At 62.2% G+C, this 19,490-nt stretch carries 14 protein-coding genes and 1 pseudogene; 10 read left to right on the top strand and 5 right to left on the bottom strand.

Going from position 1 to position 19,490, the window contains the following annotated elements; genetic code table 11:
* Positions 1–71: 71 nt before the first annotated feature.
* The 4 genes from pimD to V1286_RS00385 form a co-directional block, all read right to left on the bottom strand.
* The gene (gene pimD / locus V1286_RS00400) at positions 72–1,211 is read right to left on the bottom strand and encodes a pimeloyl-CoA dehydrogenase small subunit (protein WP_334476826.1); all 1,140 of its coding nucleotides are present in this window, start codon (positions 1,209–1,211) and stop codon (positions 72–74) included.
* Between the two features lie 173 nt (positions 1,212–1,384).
* Positions 1,385–2,578: a pimeloyl-CoA dehydrogenase large subunit gene (gene pimC / locus V1286_RS00395; RefSeq protein ID WP_334476824.1), complete on the bottom strand. Its 1,194-nt coding sequence runs from the start codon at positions 2,576–2,578 to the stop codon at positions 1,385–1,387.
* 36 nt (positions 2,579–2,614) lie between these two features.
* The gene (pimA, locus tag V1286_RS00390; protein ID WP_334476822.1) at positions 2,615–4,288 is read right to left on the bottom strand and encodes a dicarboxylate--CoA ligase PimA; all 1,674 of its coding nucleotides are present in this window, start codon (positions 4,286–4,288) and stop codon (positions 2,615–2,617) included.
* Positions 4,288–6,384 carry a 3-hydroxyacyl-CoA dehydrogenase NAD-binding domain-containing protein gene (locus V1286_RS00385; protein ID WP_334476819.1) on the bottom strand — a complete coding sequence of 699 codons (2,097 nt, stop codon included), beginning with the start codon at positions 6,382–6,384 and terminating at the stop codon, positions 4,288–4,290. Before V1286_RS00385 ends, pimA begins: the two co-directional genes overlap by 1 nt.
* Positions 6,385–6,566: 182 nt before the next feature.
* On the opposite strand from V1286_RS00385, the gene V1286_RS00380 reads away from it, so the two are divergent.
* The 9 genes and pseudogenes from V1286_RS00380 to V1286_RS00340 all read left to right on the top strand — a co-directional run bounded on the left by V1286_RS00380 (position 6,567) and on the right by V1286_RS00340 (position 17,600).
* Positions 6,567–7,430: an IclR family transcriptional regulator gene (locus tag V1286_RS00380; RefSeq protein WP_334476817.1), complete on the top strand. Its 864-nt coding sequence runs from the start codon at positions 6,567–6,569 to the stop codon at positions 7,428–7,430.
* Positions 7,431–7,499: 69 nt separating this feature from the next.
* Entirely contained in the window at positions 7,500–8,297 is a 798-nt protein-coding gene (locus V1286_RS00375; protein WP_247783107.1) for an ABC transporter ATP-binding protein, read from the top strand.
* A complete protein-coding gene (locus tag V1286_RS00370) occupies positions 8,294–9,007 on the top strand; it encodes an ABC transporter ATP-binding protein (RefSeq protein ID WP_334476811.1) in 714 nt (237 codons plus the stop codon). The genes V1286_RS00375 and V1286_RS00370 overlap by 4 nt, the downstream gene beginning before the upstream one ends.
* Before the next feature lie 11 nt (positions 9,008–9,018).
* Positions 9,019–9,897, top strand: a complete 879-nt coding sequence (locus tag V1286_RS00365; RefSeq protein ID WP_108514348.1) for a branched-chain amino acid ABC transporter permease — start codon at positions 9,019–9,021, stop codon at positions 9,895–9,897.
* A gap of 2 nt (positions 9,898–9,899) precedes the next feature.
* On the top strand, positions 9,900–10,913 hold the full coding sequence (locus V1286_RS00360) for a branched-chain amino acid ABC transporter permease (RefSeq protein ID WP_334476808.1): 1,014 nt from the start codon (positions 9,900–9,902) through the stop codon (positions 10,911–10,913).
* A gap of 326 nt (positions 10,914–11,239) precedes the next feature.
* Positions 11,240–12,469, top strand: a complete 1,230-nt coding sequence (locus tag V1286_RS00355) for an ABC transporter substrate-binding protein (protein ID WP_334476806.1) — start codon at positions 11,240–11,242, stop codon at positions 12,467–12,469.
* 162 nt (positions 12,470–12,631) lie between these two features.
* Positions 12,632–13,858 (top strand): ABC transporter substrate-binding protein, encoded by a 1,227-nt coding sequence (locus V1286_RS00350; RefSeq protein ID WP_334476804.1) that lies wholly within the window; start codon positions 12,632–12,634, stop codon positions 13,856–13,858.
* A 123-nt stretch (positions 13,859–13,981) separates the two neighbouring features.
* Positions 13,982–15,272, top strand: a pseudogene (locus V1286_RS00345) (glycerate kinase type-2 family protein).
* Between the two features lie 180 nt (positions 15,273–15,452).
* The gene (locus V1286_RS00340) at positions 15,453–17,600 is read left to right on the top strand and encodes a sensor domain-containing protein (protein ID WP_334476802.1); all 2,148 of its coding nucleotides are present in this window, start codon (positions 15,453–15,455) and stop codon (positions 17,598–17,600) included.
* A gap of 139 nt (positions 17,601–17,739) precedes the next feature.
* On the opposite strand, the gene V1286_RS00335 is transcribed toward V1286_RS00340, so the two are convergent.
* Positions 17,740–18,270, bottom strand: a complete 531-nt coding sequence (locus tag V1286_RS00335) for a MarR family winged helix-turn-helix transcriptional regulator (protein ID WP_334476800.1) — start codon at positions 18,268–18,270, stop codon at positions 17,740–17,742.
* A gap of 175 nt (positions 18,271–18,445) precedes the next feature.
* On the opposite strand from V1286_RS00335, the gene V1286_RS00330 reads away from it, so the two are divergent.
* Complete coding sequence (locus V1286_RS00330) at positions 18,446–19,486, top strand: branched-chain amino acid ABC transporter permease (RefSeq protein WP_334476797.1); 1,041 nt, start codon at positions 18,446–18,448, stop codon at positions 19,484–19,486.
* The last annotated feature ends 4 nt before the right edge of the window (positions 19,487–19,490 follow it).

The raw sequence follows: 19,490 nt of genomic DNA, 5'->3' as shown, positions 1-19,490 counted from the left end.
AGTGATGATTGAAAGTTCTCTGGAATACTGGATCCCCCGCTTTCGCGGGGGATGACAGCTTGAGTGCGGACTTACACCAACCCGCCTTCCGCAACGCGGCGGAGGTGGTAGTCGGTGTCGCCAAAGGTGTTTTCGATCATGGTCAGCCGCTTGAAGTAGTGGCCGATCTTGGCTTCCTGGGTCATGCCGATGCCGCCGTGAAGCTGGATCGACTGCTGGCCGATGAACTTGCCTGATTTGCCGATCTGCACCTTGGCGGCGGCGACCGCGGTCGCGCGCTCCTTGGCGCTGTCGAAATCGGCCGCCATGGTCGCGAACATCGACATGCTGCGGGCCTGTTCGAGGGCCACGAACATGTCGGCGGCGCGGTGCTGCAGGGTCTGGAAGCTGCCGATCGGCACGCCGAACTGTTTTCGCGTCTTGAGATATTCGACCGTGCTCTTCAGCGATTCATCCATCGCGCCGACGGCTTCCGCGCACATCGCAGTGCGGGCTTCGTCCACCACGCGCTCGATCAGCGGCAAGCCGTTCTCGGGATCGCCGATCGCGGCGTCGGCGCCGACCTCGACGCCGGTGAAGGTGATATCAGCAGCATGCAGGCCGTCCTGTGTCGGATAGCCCTTGCGGGTGACGCCCTTGGCGTTTGCCGGCACAAGAAACACGCCGATGCCGCTACGATCGCGCTGCGCGCCCTTGGTGCGCGCGGTCACGATCAGGGTGTCGGCGTTCTCGCCGTTGAGCACGACGAACTTTTCACCGTCGATGACCCAGCCCGCGCCCTTCTTCTTGGCTGATGTTGCGACATCGCCGAGATCGTAGCGCGAGTTCTTCTCGAGCTGCGCGAACGCAAAGGTCTTGCTGCCGTCGATGATGCCGGGGATGTGGGCGGCCTTCTGCTCGGCCGAGCCGCCATGGCGCAGGAAGCCGCCGCCGATCACCACCGTCGCCAGATACGGCTCCAGCACCAGCGCCTTGCCGAGCGCCTCCATCACGATCATGGTTTCGACCGCGCCGGCGCCAAAGCCGCCATCGGCTTCCGCGAACGGCAGGCCCAGCAGGCCCTGCTCGGCGAGCTTGCCCCAGACGGCCTTGCTCCAGCCGCCCTTCTCCTTCTGGTACTTCTTGCGCGCATCGAAATCGTAGGAATCGGTCAACAGACCGTCGATGCTTTCCTTGAGAAGGCGCTGCTCCTCGGACAAATCAAAATCCATGTTCGTTACTTTCTCCAGAATTCAATTCGGGCACCGCCGTTGCCGAGCTCTCTATCGTCATCCCCGCGAAGGCGGGGATCCAGTAATCGCAGCCGCATTTCGTGAATCACGACCACCGCGGCGTACTGGGTCCCCCGCCTTCGCGGGGGACGACATGTGTTGTTGTGGCAGGACTAAAGCCCCAGCACCGCCTTGGTGATGATGTTGCGCTGGATCTCGTTGGAGCCGCCGTAGATCGAGACCTTGCGGTTGTTGAAGTAGCTCGGCGCGATCTGGGCGGTCCAGTCCATGGTCTCGTTCGAGCCGTCGTCGCCATGCACGTCGTAAGGAGCCGCGAACGGGCCGATCACTTCCATCAACAGTTCGGTGGTGGTCTGCTGGATTTCCGAACCCTTGATCTTCAGCACCGAAGACGCCGGGTTGGGCTTGCCCTTGCCGTGCTTGCCTTCATCCGCGACGACGCGGAGCTGCGTGAGCTCGAGCGCCTTCAGCTCGATCTCGCAGGCGGCGAGTTTTTCGCGGAAACCCTGGTCCTCGATCACCGGCTTGCCGTTCTGTTCGACCTTGGAGGCGAGATCCTTGATGCGGCGCAGCCGCTCCTTGGAGACGCCGACCCGGGCGATACCGGTGCGCTCGTTGCCGAGCAGGAATTTTGCGTAGTCCCAGCCCTTGTTCTCTTCGCCGATCAGATTTTCGACCGGCACCTCGACGTCGTCGAAGAACACTTCGTTGACCTCATGGCCGCCGTCGATGGTCTCGATCGGGCGCACCGTGACGCCCTTCGACTTCATGTCGAACACAATGAAGGAGATGCCCATCTGCTGCTTCTTCGCATTGGTGTCGGTGCGGCACAGGCAGAAGATCATGTCGGCGTGCTGCGCCAGCGTGGTCCAGGTCTTCTGGCCGTTGATGATGTACTTGTCGCCCTTGCGCTCGGCCTTGGTTTTCAGCGAGGCGAGGTCCGATCCGGAGCCCGGCTCGGAGAAGCCCTGGCACCACCAGTCGTCGACATTGGCGATGCGCGGCAGGTACTGCTTTTTCTGCTTCTCGTTGCCAAAGGTGTAGATGACGGGGCCGACCATGCTGACGCCGAAGGCGAGCGGCGCGGGTGCGGGGTGCATCTGCAGCTCTTCATTGAAGATATATTGCTGCACCGAGCTCCACCCCGTGCCGCCATGCTCCTTCGGCCAGTGCGAGACGCCCCAGCCCTTCTTGTTCAGGATGCGCCACCAGGCGACCATCTCGTCCTTGGAGAGGTGACGCCCCTCCACCATCTTGCGTCGCGTTTCCGGCGGCACGTTGTCCCGGAAGAAGGCCCTCACCTCCTCACGAAACGCGATTTCTTCCTTGCTGAAAGCGAGATCCATCGGATCCTCCTGTGAACGAGTAATTCCAGATTTCGGTTACGCGACGTCTTTCTTGATGGTGGCCTGCGAAGGCTGTTGCTGCATCCGCAATTCGTGGCGCGACAATTTTCCGACCGGGGTGCGCGGCAGTTCGTCGACGAAATCGACCGCCGCCGGAATCTCGTGCTTGCCGAGCTTGCCGGTGAGGAAGGCGCGCAACTCGTCCACCGTGAAGGGCTTTGCGCCGCTGCGCAGCTTGATGAAGGCTTTGGCGGCCTCGCCGCGGTAATCGTCAGGGATTCCGATCACGATCACTTCCTGCACGGCAGGATGGGTGTAGATCGCCTGCTCGATCATCTGCGGATAGACGTTGAAGCCGCCGGAGATGATCATGTCCTTCTTGCGGTCGACCAGATAGAAATAGCCGTCGGCGTCCATGTAGCCGATGTCGCCGGTGAGGAAGCGGTCGCCGACGAAGGCTTCGGCGGTTTCCTTCGGCCGGTTCCAGTAACCCTTGGTGACGTTGGGACCGCGGATTCTGATTTCGCCGGCTTCGCCCACCGGCATCAGCCTGGTCGGATCTTCCAGCGACACCACGTCCATCTCGATGCCGGGCAGCATCAGGCCGATCGAGCCGGGCTTGTCCGGGCCTTCCTTGGGGTGAGCGGTGCCGGGCGAGCAGGTCTCGGTCATGCCCCAGCCGCTCTTCAGCTTCATGCCGACCCTGCGCTCGAAAATTTTTGCGACCTCAACCGGCAGCGGCGCGCCGCCGGAGCCGCAGGACACCAGCGAGGACAGGTCGCGCTTGTCGAGATCGGGAAGTGCTGCGATCGCGATCCACATCGTCGGCACGCCCGGAAATACCGTCGCGCGCTTGACCTCGATGTCGCGCATGACCGCTTCGACGTCGAAACGCTGGTGCAGCGAGATCAGATGGCCGCGCCGGATGGCGGAGAGCAGCACCACCGTCAGCGCATAGATATGGAACAGCGGCAGCACGCAGATCACGCGTTCGATCGCGTTGCGCTCGGCGCGCGCCGGCCTGCCCCAGACGTCGTAGACCGACACCGCCGAGGTCAAGTTGCCGTGGCTCAGCATCGCGCCTTTTGGCAAGCCGGTGGTGCCGCCGGTATATTGCAGCAGCGCAACGTCATCGGCCGATATCGCCGGCCACTGCGAAGGTTTTGCCGCGCCCTCGGTGAATTGCCTGTAGGTGATGATCGCGGGATTATCCGGCAGCGCCGTCTGCGGCGTTCCGGCCTTGCCCCAATTGTCATCCTCGCAAACGATCAGGCGGTCGAGCAAACCCTTGTCGAAAAACTTCAGCGCGGTCGGCAACAGCGCCGAGAGACTGCTGGTGACCAGCACGCGCGCACCGGAGTCCGTGAGCTTGTGCGACAGCGCGATCTCGCCATCGAGCGGCGACAGATGCACGATTCGGGCGCCTGCCTTCAGCGCGCCGAAGAAATTAATCGGATGATCCGGCGAATTGCCGAGGAACAATGCGACCGATTTGTTCTTGCCATAGCCGGCGCGAAGGAAGGCGCTGGCCGCCGTCTCCACCAGCGCTTCGAGTTCGCTGTAGCTGATCGGCCGGTCGCGAAACTCGATCGCCGGCCGCGATCCGAACTCGGCGGCCGCTGTCGACAACAAGTCAGGCAGCGTGCCGCACGCGATCGGATCGTCCCAGCGGACGCCTTCCGGATAGAACTGCTCTCCGGGATGCCCCATCAAGCCGCCTTCGACTGCGCGGCCAGCGACGCAAAGGTCTTGCCTTCATCGGCGAGGCGCTTGAGCAGCGGGGCCGGTTCGAGCGAGGGATCGTTGGTCTCCTTGGCGTAATAGGAGAGACGATCGGCGATGTGCTTGAGCCCGACCTGGTCGGCGTAGAACATCGGGCCACCGCGATAGATCGGCCAGCCATAGCCGTAGAGCCAGATCACGTCGATGTCGCTCGGACGCGCCGCGATGTTCTCTTCGAGGATGCGCGCACCCTCGTTGATCATCGGGTACATCATGCGCTCGAGGATCTCGTCATCACTGACGACACGCTTCTTGCGCCCGAGACGCTGCAACGTCTCATCGATCAGTTTTTCGACTTCCGGGTCGGGCAGCGGCGCGCGCGAACCGCCTTCATATTTGTAATAGCCCTTGCCGGTCTTCTGGCCGAAGCGTCCGGCTTCGCACAGCGCGTCGGCGATTTCCGACTTGATGCCGCGGTCCTTGCGCGAACGCCAGCCGATATCGAGGCCGGCGAGATCGCTCATCGCGAACGGGCCCATCGGCATGCCGAACTTCGTCACGACCGCGTCGACCTGCTGCGGCAATGCACCTTCGAACAACAGCTTTTCCGACTGCTTGCCACGCTGCGCCAGCATGCGGTTGCCGACGAACCCGTCGCAGACGCCGACCACGGCCGGCACTTTTGCAATCTTGCGCGCGATCGAAACCGCCGTCGTCAGCGCATCCGGCGCGGTCTTGTCGGCGCGCACGATCTCGCACAGCTTCATGACGTTGGCCGGCGAGAAGAAGTGCATGCCGAGCACATCCTGCGGACGCTTTGTCACCTTCGCGATCTCGTCGATGTTGAGATACGAGGTGTTGCTGGCCAGCACCGCGCCCGGCTTGGCGTGCTTGTCGAGTGCCTCGAACACTTCCTTCTTCACCGCCATGGTTTCGAACACGGCCTCGATCACCAGGTCAGCGTCCTTGACGTTCTCCAGGCCAACGACGCCATTGATCAGGCCCATGCGCTTGGCGGGCGCATCCGCCGGGATGCCGCCGCGGGCCGCGGTGGCCTCGTAATTCTTCTGCATCACGCCCATGCCGCGCTTGAGCTGCTCTTCGCCGGTCTCGATCAGCGTCACCGGGATACCGGCATTGGCGAACGACATCGCGATACCGCCGCCCATGGTGCCGGCGCCGATAATGGCGACGCGTTCCACCGGACGCGGCTTGGTGCCCTCGGGCACGCCGGCGATCTTGGCGGCTTCCCGCTCGGAGAAGAAAGCGTAGCGCTGCGCCTTGGACTGGTCGCTGGCGACGAGCTTGAGAAAGCCCTCGCGCTCCTTCTTCAGGCCTTCGTCGAACGGCAGTTCGATCGCGGCGCGCACGGCATCCGCGGCCGCAAACGGCGCTTCCAGCCCGCGCGCCTTCTTGGTCAGGGCTGCGACCGCATTGGTGAAGATCGAAATGTCGGCCTTGGCCGCTGCGAGCTTGGAGTCGTCGTCACGCAGCTTGCGCAGCGGGCGCTTCTCCGCCAGCACCTTGAGCGCAAAGGCCTCGCCGCCCGAAGCCGGACCTTCGACAATCTCCTCGATCAGGCCGTTCTTGAGCGCTTCCGCCGCGCCGATCGGATCGCCGCTGACGATCATCTTGACCGCGAGTTCCGGGCCGACCGCGCGCGGCAGCCGCTGGGTGCCGCCGGCACCCGGCAACAGGCCGAGTTTCACTTCGGGCAGGCCGAGCTTGGCTTCCTTGGTCGCGACACGATAGTGGCATGCCAGAGCGACTTCGAGACCGCCGCCAAGCGCCGTGCCGTGAATGGCCGCAATGATCGGCTTCGGCGAGTTTTCCATCAGCACAAGCACTTCGGCGAGGCCGGGCGGCTTCGGCGGCTTGCCGAATTCGGTGATGTCGGCGCCGGCGATGAAGGTGCGGCCGCCGCAGGTCAGCACGATGGCCTTAACTTCCGCGTCCGCAATCGCGCTCTTCATGCATTCGAGAATACCGCCGCGCACCGCGGCGCTGAGCGCATTTACCGGCGGGCTGTTGACCGTGACGATGGCGATGACGTCATGACGTTCGAGTTTTACCACTTCGCTCACGGGACTCTCCCTGGATCGTTTGTTCTCTGGATCGTTTGTTCTTGGATGCCGCTCGACTTGCGTTGAGTGGCTACGGTCGATTTTCGCTAATTTCGCACTGCGAAATTTAATTCCACATCTTGACACGGAGGGTTATTTTGAAGCACGTCCGTTGTCAACGAGCTCATCAGCAGTAGCGGGTAATGAAGCGTCCAGGGAAAAAGGTGGCGACTGATCGCAGCTTCGTCGTCGCGCTTTCCCGCGGACTTGATGTGTTGCGCGCATTTCATCCCAACGACGGGCTTCTCGGCAATCAAGAACTCGCCGCCCGTACCAATTTGCCGAAGCCAACCATTTCCCGGCTGACCTACACCCTGACCAAGCTGGGTTATCTTACACCCGTTCCGCGCTTCGAAAAGTATCAGCTCGCGCCATCAGCCATGGCGCTGGGGTATGCCGCCCTTGCCAATCTCGGCGTTCGGCATTTGTCCGAACCTTATCGTGAAGAACTGATGCGCGAGACCGGCGGCGCCGTCGCGGTCGGCGGTCGCGACCGTCACAGCATGATCTATTTCGGGCAAAGCCGTACCGGGCTGCTCGGCGTACAGCTCGACGTCGGTTCGCGCGTACCGATCGCGACCACCGCGATGGGGCGCGCCTATATCTGGGCGCTGCCCGAGGATGAGCGCGTCACCTTGTTGCGCGAACTGCGCGATCACTACGGCAATCGCTGGCCCAAAATGCGCGACGGCATCGAACGCGCGGGCGAAATGCTCGCGCGTTACGGCTTCACCATCTCCGCAGGTGAATGGCAGGAGGATGTGCACGCCGTAGGTGTGCCGCTGAAGCTCAACGACGGAACCGGACCGTATGCCTTTAATTGCGGCGCGCCCGCTTTCCGTTTCACGGAAGATCGCTTGATCAACGACATTGGACCTCGTCTTGTGACGATGGTAAGGAACATCGAGGCAGCGTTGGGCGGCGCGGCCCCGCAATCCAAAAAAACAGAAAATAAGAAGTTGAAAGCAGGAGGAAAAGTTGCACGTGTGTCCGAGGGGATCAGATAGCCTTCATCACGACTGGCGAAAATCTTCGCGTGGTCATTCCCGCCCTGTGATCAGCGCGGGCGAGACCCGATGACGCAGGCCCAGCTCGCGCAGGGAAATGCTCCCCTGCTCGCGGTTCGCGACGTCAGCGTCGTGTTCGGCGGCATCATCGCGTTGAACGGCGTGTCGTTTAACATGCACAAGGGAAATATCCTTGGGCTGATCGGCCCGAACGGCGCCGGCAAGACGACGTTGTTCAACTGTCTCTCCCGACTCTATCAGCCGAGCTCCGGCGATATTCTGATGGAGGGCGTGAGCATCCTGACGCGTCCGCCGCACCGGATCGCCGAAATCGGCATCGGCCGCACCTTCCAGAACGTCGCGCTGTTTCCCAATCTGTCGGTGCTCGACAACGTTCGCGTCGGCACCCACGCGCGCACTTCAAGCGACATCATCTCGGACTCGCTGAAGCTCGCCTGGGTTCGCCGCACCGAAGCCGACGTCAACAAGAAGGTCCATGAGATCCTCGATTATCTGGATCTCAACGACGTCGCCCACACGGTGGTCTCCGGCCTGCCGTTCGGCACCCAGAAGCGCGTCGAGCTGGCGCGCGCGCTTGCCGCCGATCCAAAGATCCTGCTGCTCGACGAGCCCGCCGGCGGCCTCAACCACGAAGAAGTCCACGTGCTCGGCGATCTGATCCGCCGGATTCGCGACGAGCGCCACATGACCGTGCTGCTCGTCGAGCATCACATGGGTCTGGTGATGTCGATCGCCGACCATGTCGTCGCCCTCAACTTCGGCCGCAAGCTCGCCGAGGGAACACCGGCCCAGGTCCAGGCCGACCCGGATGTCATCAAAGCCTATCTGGGGAGCAAAGACCAATGACCTCGATGCTTAACGTCAAGGATCTCCGCGCCTATTACGGGCAGGTCCAGGCGCTTCATGGCCTCTCCTTCGCGCTCAACGAGGGCTCGCTGACCACCCTGCTCGGCGCCAACGGCGCCGGCAAGACCACCACCCTGCGCGCGATCTGCAACATGGTGCGTTCGACCGGCGCGATCGAGTTCGAGGGCAAGCCGCTCTCCGGCAAGTCGACCGAAAACGTCGTCCGCCTCGGCATTGCCCATGTGCCGCAGGGGCGCGGCACCTTCACCACCATGACGGTGGAGGAAAACCTGCAGCTCGGCGCCATCACCCGCACCGACAAGAAGAACATCGTCGCCGACATCGAGCGCATGTACGAGCACTTCCCGGTGCTGAAGGAGCGGCACACCCAGCAGGCCGGCACGCTCTCGGGCGGCGAGCAGCAGATGCTCGCGGTCGCGCGTGCGCTGATGCTGCGGCCGCGGCTGATGCTGCTGGACGAGCCGTCGTTCGGCCTGGCGCCCTTGATCGTGCGCGAGCTGTTCAAGATCCTCGGCAAGATCAACCGCGAGGACAAGGTCACCATCCTGGTGGTGGAGCAGAACGCGCAACTGGCGCTGGAACTCGCCGACCAGGCCTATGTGATCGAAACCGGACGGATCGTGATGTCGGGCAACGCTAAGGACATCGCGACCAACGAAGACGTCCGTAAATCCTATCTCGGCTACTGAGGAGCAGGACAATGGAGCTTTTTACCAACCAAGTCCTGGCCGGTATCGCCACGGGCGCGATTTATGCCTGTATGGCGCTTGCCGTCGTGATGATCTACCAGGCGATCGACCATCTTAATTTCGCCCAGGGCGAAATGGCGATGTTTTCGACCTTCATTTCCTGGCAGCTGATGCAGTGGGGCATCCCGTACTGGTGGGCCTTCCTCGCCACGCTGATCATCTCCTTTGCCGGCGGCATCGCCATCGAGCGGCTGCTGTTCAAGCCGCTCGCCAAGGCTCCGATCCTGACCAACGTCGCGGGCTTCATCGCATTGTTTGCGATCGTCAACTCCGTGGCCGGCCTGATCTGGGACTTCACCATCAAGCAGTATCCATCGCCGTTCGGATCCTCACCCTTCCTCGGCAGCCAGCTGATCTCGACCCACCAGGCCGGCATGATCGGCGTCACGCTGGGACTGCTGATCGCACTTTATTTCTTCTTTCAGTTCACACGGATCGGGCTTGCGATGCGCGCCGCCGCCTCGCTGCCGGAATCGGCCCGCCTGGTCGGCATCAACACATCGTGGATGATCGCACTGGGCTGGGGCATGGCTTCCGCCATCGGCGCGATCGCCGGCATCCTGATCGCGCCTGTCGTGTTCCTGGAGCCGAACATGATGGGCGGCGTGCTGATCTACGGATTTGCCGCGGCCGTCCTCGGCGGCCTGACCTCACCGCTCGGCGCCGTGCTCGGCGGCTTCCTGGTCGGCGTGTTTGAAAATCTCGCCGGGACCTACATTCCCGGCGTCGGTAACGAACTGAAACTGCCGATCGCGCTTGCGCTGATCATCACCGTCCTGGTTGTCAAACCGGCTGGACTGCTGGGCCGGCCCATCGTGAAGCGAGTTTGATCATGAGCGCAGTCGAAGAAGTCGTCACAGAAGCACCGGCCGTCGATGCCGTTCCGAAGCGAGCGATGACGCTCGGCCTGGGCACCTCGCTGGTGGTGCTGGCCGCGCTGGCCCTCGCGCCGCTGTTCGTCAAGAACTTCATCATCTTCCAGATGACGATGCTCCTGATCTACGGCCTTGCCGTTCTGGCGCTGAACATCCTGACCGGCGGCAGCGGCCAGTTCTCGCTCGGCCAAAGCGCGTTCTACGCGGTCGGCGCCTATACGTCGGCGATCCTGATGGAACATGTCGGGATGAACTACGCGCTGACGCTGCCGATCGCAGGCGTCATCTGCTTTGCCTTCGGTTTCGTGTTCGGCCAGCCGGCGCTGCGGCTCTCCGGCGTCTACCTGGCGCTGGCGACCTTTGCGCTTGCGGTCGCCATGCCGCAACTCCTGAAGCTCGGCTTCTTCGAGCATTGGACCGGCGGCGTGCAGGGACTGGTCGTGACCAAGCCCGATGCGCCGTTCGGCCTGCCGATAGGGCAGGACATGTGGCTGTATTACTTCACGCTCGTGATCACGATCGGGATCTATATCGCCTCGGTCAACCTGCTGCGCTCGCGCTCGGGCCGCGCCTTCATGGCAATCCGCGACAACGAGATCGCGGCCTCCGCCATGGGCGTCGATGTCGCGCTGTACAAGACGCTGGCGTTCGGCGTCTCGGCCGGCATCACCGGCGTCGCCGGTGGTCTCGGCGCCATCGCAGTGCAGTTCGTGGCCCCGGACGGCTACACCATCACGCTCGCGATCTCGCTGTTCCTCGGCATGGTCGTCGGCGGCGTCGGCTGGCTGCCGGGCTCGATCGTCGGAAGCGCCTTCATCATCTTCGTGCCGAATATTGCCGAAGGCATCTCCAAAGGCCTCTCCGGTGCCGTATTCGGCGTGCTTCTGTTCCTTGTCATCTTCCTGGTACCGCACGGCGCCAGGCAGGTCGCGATGGTTGCCCAGCAACTCATAGGAAAGCTGAAAAGGTAGCCCTCACTCAGGAGTAGCAATGCGTTCCGCAACAATAAGAAGCGCCGCCTTCTGGACGGCGCTCATCACTTTCGCTGGATGATGCGCTTCAAGGGCGAGAAGTGGGAGTTGTTCGGGGAGGTCATCAGCGGCGAGGAGGCCATTAACTGATATTCCGCCGGACGGTAGTTTTCCGGTGATCAGACTAAATATCGCCTCCCGCGACGCCGTCGCGGGGGGCTTTTTGTTGCTGGACGAGACCGAAAGGTATTCAATGTTCGCAAAGGGCCGCCAAGCGCTCCAATCAAAAACAGTGACACAGTCATCGATCCCAGGGAGATCAAAAAATGTCCGTTATCAACTTGCGACTGGGAGCCTTTGCGGCTGCCCTCGCACTGCTCGCCGCGACCAGCAGCGGCGCATTGGCACAAAAGAAATACGACACCGGCGCCACCGACACCGAGATCAAGATCGGCAACATCATGCCCTACAGCGGGCCGGCCTCGGCCTACGGCGTGATCGGAAAAACCGAAGAGGCCTATTTCAGGAAGATCAACGCCGAGGGCGGCATCAACGGCCGCAAGATCAACTTCGTCAGCTATGACGACGCCTACAGCCCGCCGAAGACGGTGGAGCAGGCGCGCAAGCTGGTCGAGAGTGACGAGGTGCTGCTCGTCTTCAATTCGCTGGGCACGCCGCCGAACACCGCGATCCAGAAGTACCTGAACACGAAGAAGGTGCCGCAACTGTTCGTCGCCACCGGCGCGACCAAGTGGAACGACCCCAAGGACTTCCCCTGGACCATGGGCTGGCAGCCCAACTACCAGAGCGAGTCGGCGATCTATGCGAAGTACATTCTGAAGAACAACCCGAACGCCAAGATCGCCGTGCTTTATCAGAACGACGACTACGGCAAGGACTATCTAAAAGGCTTCAAGGACGGGCTCGGCGCCAAGGCAGCCTCGATGATCGTGATCGAGGAGAGCTACGAGGTTTCCGAACCGACCATCGACTCTCACATCGTCAAGATGAAAGCGACCGGCGCCGACGTGTTCTTCAACATCACCACGCCGAAATTCGCGGCGCAGGCGATCAAGAAGAACTCCGAGATCGGCTGGAAGCCGCTGCACTTCCTCAACAACGTCTCGGCATCGATCGGCAGCGTGATGAAGCCGGCCGGCTTCGAGAATGGACAGGACATCATCTCGTCGCAATACTTCAAGGATCCAACTGACGCCCAATGGAAGACCGATGCCGCGATGAAGGCATGGAACGAGTTCCTGGATAAGTATTATCCGGAAGCCAACCGGGCCGATGCATCAGTGATGTACGCCTATATCGTCTCTCAAGGCTTGGTGCACGTGTTAAAGGCCTGCGGCGACGACCTCACCCGCGCAAACGTCATGAAGCAGGCGGCCAGCATCAAGGACCTCGAACTCGGCGGCCTGCTGCCTGGGGTCAAGGTCAACACGTCGGCGACCGATTTTGCTCCGCTCTCGCAATTGCAACTGATAAGGTTCAAGGGCGAGAACTGGGAACGCTTCGGCGAAATTCTCTCCGGCGACGTCGGCGGCTAACGCTGCTTCGCGAGCTCTGCTCAAGATGCAGCCCCTGCGGCTTTTGCCGCAGGGGCTTTTTGTTTGTGAGGCTTTCGGCAAGATGCTAATCACGACGCTGTCAAAAGAGCCTCGTCAAGAGGCCCGGCGGTTACATTAAGAAATGAAAAGGGAGAGACAGAAATGTCCACAATGAAAAAACTTGCGGTTGTTTCGACCGCGTTTGGACTACTCGCGGCAACTTCGAGCGGCGTTCTCGCACAGAAGAAATACGACCCCGGCGCGAGCGATACCGAAATCAAGATCGGCAACATCATGCCCTACAGCGGACCGGCTTCCGCCTATGGCGTAATCGCCAAGACCGAGGAAGCCTATTTCAAGAAGATCAACGCCGAGGGCGGCATCAACGGCCGCAAGATCAACTTCATCAGCTATGACGACGCCTATAGCCCGCCGAAGACGGTGGAGCAGGCGCGCAAGCTGGTCGAGAGCGACGAAGCGCTGATCGTCTTCAATCCGCTCGGCACGCCGCCGAACACGGCGATCCAGAAATACCTCAACAGCAAGAAGGTGCCGCAACTGTTCGTCGCCACCGGCGCCACCAAGTGGAACGATCCGAAAAACTTCCCGTGGACGATGGGCTGGCAGCCCAACTACCAGAGCGAAACGCAGATCTATGCCAAGTACATTCTGAAGAACAAGCCGGACGCCAAGGTCGGGATCCTTTATCAGAACGACGACTACGGTAAGGACTATCTGAAGGGCTTCAAGGACGGACTCGGCGCCAAGGCCGCATCGATGATCGTCCTGGAGGAAAGCTACGAAGTCTCCGAGCCGACGATCGATTCCCACCTCGTCAAGCTGAAGGCAAGTGGCGCCGATGTGTTCATCAACATCACCACGCCCAAATTCGCGGCGCAGGCGATCAAGAAGAACGCCGAGATCGGCTGGAAGCCGCTGCACTTTCTCAATAACGTCTCGGCCTCGATTGGCAGCGTGATGAAACCGGCCGGCTTCGAGAATGCGCAGGACATCATCTCGTCCAATTACCTTAAGGATACGTCTGATCCGGAGTGGAAGAACGACCCCGGCATGAAAGCTTTCGATGAATTTCTGGCCAAATACTACCCCGAGGCCAACAGGATCGATAGCTTTGTGATGTATGGGTACACAGTCGCGCAGGGCCTTGTGCATGTGCTCAAAGCCAGCGGCGACAATCTCACCCGCGAGAACGTCATGAAGCAGGCAGCCAACATCAGGAATCTCGAGATCGGCAGCTTGCTGCCAGGTATCAAGGTCAACACCAGCGCTACCGACTTTGCCCCGATTTCGGCGGTCCAGCTTCAGAAGTTCAAAGGCGAGACCTGGGAACGCTTCGGCGAAGTGATTGATGCCGAGGTCGGCGGCTAATCGCAAAATGCTATCGACCGATTGTTAGCCAGTAATGCCCCCGCAGGCACCCTGCGGGGGTTTTCTTTTGCGGCGATTGGATGGATAACCTGACTTCCCGTCCCTCTTCGTCCCCGAGCAGACATGACCGACCGGCGTCCCCTCTTGCGTGCGATCTTTGACGCGGCCGTTGCGGCCGCGCATCCCGATGTCGTGCTCGCGGCCCATCTGCGCCCGGCGCCGAAGGGTAAAGTGATCTGCCTCGCCGCCGGCAAGGGCGCGGCCGCGATGGCCGCTGCGGCCGAGCGGCACTATCTCGACACGCTGAGGCTCGATCCATCGCGACTGACCGGCATTGCCACCACGCGCCACGGCCACGGCGTGCCGACGCGCCGCATCAGGGTCGTCGAGGCCGGCCATCCCGTGCCCGACGAAGCCGGGTTGAAAGCCGCCGACGAAACGCTGCGTCTCGCTGCGGAAGCAACCGCCGACGACCTGCTGCTGGTGCTGTTGTCCGGCGGTGGTTCCGCGAACTGGATCGCGCGCGGCCGACGGCGTTTCGTTTGCACAGAAGCAGCAGGTGAACCGCGCGCTGTTGCGTTCGGGCGCGCCGATCGGCGAGATGAATATCGTTCGCAAGCATCTGTCGCGGATCAAGGGCGGCCGGCTGGCCCGCGCCGGACAGCGCGCCGCCGAAATCGTTACGCTGGCGATCTCGGATGTGCCGCATGACGATCCGTCCGCGATTGCATCGGGACCGACGGTGCCGGATCCGAGCACGCTGGCGGACGCCCGCGCGCTGGTGGCGAGGTACAATCTCACGGTCGACGATGCCATCAGGCGCGCCCTCGAAGATCCCCGCAACGAAAGCTGCAAGCCCGGCGATGGCGCGTTTGCCCGCGCGCAATTCGAGATGATTGCGAAACCGAAGGCTTCGCTCGACGCGGCCATCAAGGTCGCAAAGGACGCCGGCTATGAGGTCATCGGCCTCGGCGCCGATCTCGAAGGCGAGGCGCGCGATGTTGCGGCCGATCATGCGCGCCTGGCGCTGAAGGCACACAGCGAAGGCAAACGCATCGCGATCCTTTCGGGCGGCGAACTCACGGTGACTGTGCGCGGCAATGGCCGCGGCGGCCCCAACCAGGAATATGCGCTGGCGCTGGCGGATCTTCTGAAGGACACGTCGGGCATTGTGGCGCTGGCCGCCGACACCGACGGCGCCGACGGCGGCGCCGGCAGCGCAACCGATCCGGCCGGCGCCGTGATCGATCAGACCACGTTTGCGAAGATGAAGTCGCTCGGGCTCGACCCCGCGGCCTATCTCGCCAACAACGATGCCACCGCGTTCTTCTCAGCTACCGGCGATCTGCTGCTGACGGGCCCGACGCTCACCAACGTCAATGACGTCAGGGTGATTTTGGTGGACCCCGCCTAGGTTTTCCGAACCGTTGCCGGCATCCTGAAGGTGTCAAAGCGACGTTAACGCTCTGTTGAGCAAGTTGCGAGGAACCGGCGCGCATTGGCCGGTCTCGAAGCTGCAATTCACCAGCTTGGGCTTCTAATGGGCGCGCTCCTGGAGGAGGAGCGCCGCCGATAGCGGCTGGGGAAACGCTATATGACGGATCACGGCCACATAACCGCCCCGCGGTCAGCGCCCCTGAGTGCGCGGCTCGAAGAGGCGATCAACCATTTATCGCTCGGCATCGCCATTTTTGACGAGAAACGCGAGGTCGTTTTCTGCAACGAGCGTTACAGGGAAATGTACGGGCTCTCGCCCGAACAGGTGAAGCCGGGGACGCCGACCCATGAACTGATCCGGCACCGGCTGAATCTCGGCCTGAAGGTGCAGGTCGCAGTCGATGATTACATCCGTGAGCGCGTCGGCCGCGACATCGCACTCGACACCACGATGCAGGAATTCACTGACGGCCGGATCATCGCCTACACCGTCTACCCGATACCCGGCGGCGGCGGAATGGCGACCCACGAGGACATCACCGAGCGCGAAGAGCTCAATGCCCGGCTGAAGAAACAATACGAACTCGGCAAGGCGCAGGAAGAGACGCTGCGCGTCAGGAACTTCCAGTTCGACACCGCCATCAACAACATGTCGCAGGGGCTCTGCTTCTTCGATTCCGACCACCGGCTGATCGTCTGCAACGATCGCTTTGTCGAGATGTATGATATTGCGCCCGAGCGCGTCAGCCCCGGCATGTCGCTGATCGAGATCGTCGACCTGCGCTTCGAAGCCGGCAGCTTTCCCGCCATGACGCGCGATGAATACCTTCAATGGCGCACCAACGTTGCGGTTTCCAACGAGCCGAAAGACAGCATCGTCGAATTGATGAACGGACGCACGTTCAAGATCCGGCACCGCCCGATGCCCGGCGGCGGCTGGGTCGCGACGCATGAAGACATCACCGAGCAGCGCCAGTCTGAGGTCAAGATCGAATACATGGCGCACCACGACGCGCTGACCGATCTGGCCAACCGGGTGCTGTTGAACGACCGGCTCGAATACGTGCTGGGCAGGATTCAGCACGACGAAATGGTGGCCGTCCATCATCTCGACCTCGATCAATTCAAGGCCGTCAACGATACGTTCGGCCATCCCTGCGGCGACAAGCTGCTGAGGATCGTCGCCGAGCGGTTACGCGGGCTCGTTGGCGACGCCGATACCATCGCGCGGACGGGCGGCGATGAATTCGTGGTCGTGCAGGCCACGATCGCGGACCCCGCCGCAGCTACTTCGCTGGCGCAGGGCGTCATCGATGCGCTGAGCGAGCCCTATGACATCGACGGCCAACAGGCCGTGATCGGCGTCAGCATCGGCATTTCGGTCGGTCCCGGTGACGGATCGAATCCCGACAAATTGTTGCGCAACGCCGACCTCGCGCTCTACCGCGCCAAGAGCGACGGCCGCGGCACGTTCCGCTTCTTCGAGCCCGCGATGGATTTGCAGATGCAGACCCGCCGCGTCATGGAGCAGGACCTGCGCAAAGCGCTGCCGGCAGGCGAATTCGTGCTGCACTACCAGCCGGTCGTCAACCTGGCGAGCAAGGAAATCAGCGGCTTTGAAGCCTTGATACGCTGGAATCATCCGGCCAAGGGATTGATCTCGCCGGCCACCTTCATTCCGCTGGCCGAAGAGATCGGCTTTATCGTCCCACTGGGCGAGTGGGTCATCCGGCAGGCCTGCGCCACCGCGGCGCAATGGCCCGACAACCTTCACGTCGCCGTCAATATTTCAGCGATCCAGTTTCGCAGTCCCGGCCTGATGCAGGTGATCGTCAGCGCGCTCGCCGCCTCCGGCCTCGCGGCCACGCGGCTGGAAATCGAAATCACCGAGAGCGTGTTGCTCCACAACAAGGAGGCGACGCTCGCGGTGCTGCATCAGTTGCGGGCGCTCGGGATCCGGATCGCAATGGACGATTTCGGCACCGGATATTCGTCGCTGACGTATTTGCAGAGCTTTCCGTTCGACAAGATCAAGATCGACCGTTCCTTCGTCAAGAACATCACCGAGGATTCGAGCTCGCTCACCATCGTGCGTGCGGTCGCCGCGCTCGCCAATGGCATGGGCATGACGGCGACCGCCGAGGGCGTGGAAACCGCCGAACAACTCCACAGCATCGCTTCCGAAGGATGCACGGAGATGCAGGGTTTTCTGTTCAGCAAGCCGCTACCCGCCGCCGAGATCGAGCGGCAGTTTCTATCGGAGCGCGGGGCACGCGGGGTTCAAGGCCGTATCGCGGTGGCGTGATCCGCACGCTGTCATTCCGGGATGGTCCGAAGGACCAGACCTCAGATGCGCAATTGCGCATCGGGGAATCTCGAGATTCTCAGGTGCGCAATTGCGCACCATAGTTCGCATCTTCGATGCGCCCCGGAATGACGGATACTCAAAACTCCGCCGCGATCTTCGACAGCATTTCGAGCAGGGCTACGCGGTTGGCGGGGCCCAGCAATTCGTTGAGTCGCGCCTCGTGCTTGCTGGCAACCAGCTTCTTGGCGCGCGCCAGCACCGCCCTTCCCTTGTCGGTCAGAACCAGGATGTGCGAGCGCCGGTCGTTGGTCGAGCGCATCCGGGCGCACAGGCCGCGGCTCTCCAGCGCATCCAGCATCGATACGAAATTCGGCCTGAGGATGCCGAGCGTGTTGGCGATTTCGGTCTGGTTACGTCCGGGGTTGCGGTCGAGCAGCAGCAGCACCGAGAATTGCGCCGGTGTCAGTTGCAGCGGCGCGACGCAGCGCAGAAAATCCTCGAACACCTTGAGCTGCGCGCGCTTGAGCGAATAGCCGAGCAGTTCGGCCAATTCGCCCAGTTGCAGCCCGGCATGCTCGGCGGCGCCATCCGCAGCGCCGCCCGCAATTTCCTTGCCGTTGTTGCGCGACGGCTTGACGGCATCGGTCGCTGCCTTGGAAACTGTCATGGCGTGAGGCTCGCACCCGAAAAAGGGCTTGGCCGGCGGCCGGGCCCTTGATGTTATATTTGATAATTGTTATTGAATATATCAAATATCGGCGCCTTTCAACTGCCGAGATATCGGACGGCCGGCGGACCGCGTGAGGTCAGGACCGGCGACGCTTTTAGGGGGAGCGCCAGTCTTGAATACGACGATCATGCTGTTCCTGCTGCAGGACGGCATCACCAATGGCGCGATCTATGCGCTGCTCGGGCTGGCGCTGGTGCTGGTGTTTGCCGTCACCCGCGTCATCCTGATCCCGCAGGGCGAATTCGTCACGTTCGGCGCGCTCAGCTACGCCGTGCTGGCGACCGGCAAGGTGCCGGGCACCGCGTGGCTCGCCATGGCGATGGGCGTGGTCGCCTTCGCGCTCGATCTGTTTAACGCACGGCGATCGCTGCGGCTCACGCGTGTTGCGCGCTCCTTTGCCCTCAACATCATCCTGCCGGCGGCGATCCTGGCCCTGGCTTATGCGCTTGCCGGACCCAAGACGCCGATCGCGGTCAACATCGCGCTGTCGCTTTTGATCGTCGCGGCGATCGGACTGTTCCTCTACCGCATCGCGTTCCAGCCGATCGCCCACACCTCGGTGCTGGTGCTGCTGATCGCCTCCGTCGGCTGCCATCTCGCCTTGCAGGGCCTGGGCCTGGTGTTCTTCGGCGCCGAAGGTCTGCGCGGACCGGCGCTGTCCAACACCGCATTGACGATCGGCCCGCTGCGCTTCACCGGCCAGAGCCTTGCGGTCTATGGGCTGACGATTGCCTTCATCGTCGCTCTCTGGCTGTTCTTCGGCTTCACGCGGATGGGCAAGGCGCTGCGCGCCACCGCCGTCAACCGGCTCGGCGCCCGCCTCGTCGGCATCCGCACCACGCTGTCGGGACAGATCGCTTTCCTGCTGGCGTCCCTGATCGGCGCCATTTCCGGCATCCTCATCGTGCCGATCACCACGCTCTATTATGACACCGGATTCCTGATCGGCCTGAAAGGTTTTATTGCCGCGATCATCGGCGGGCTGGTGAGCTATCCGCTGACGGCAGTGGCGGCCCTGATCGTCGGCAGCGTCGAGGCGTTCTCCTCGTTCTACGCCAGTAATTTCAAGGAGGTCATCGTCTTTACGCTGATCCTTCCCGTGCTGGTGCTGCGTTCGCTCGCAGCGCCCGCGGTCGAGGAAGAGAAGGACTGACGGC

Origin of the sequence: Bradyrhizobium algeriense, assembly GCF_036924595.1 — a bacterium.
In the GTDB taxonomy this organism is placed as follows: Bacteria; Pseudomonadota; Alphaproteobacteria; order Rhizobiales; family Xanthobacteraceae; genus Bradyrhizobium; species Bradyrhizobium algeriense.
This window is presented reverse-complemented; position numbering and strand designations above follow the sequence as displayed.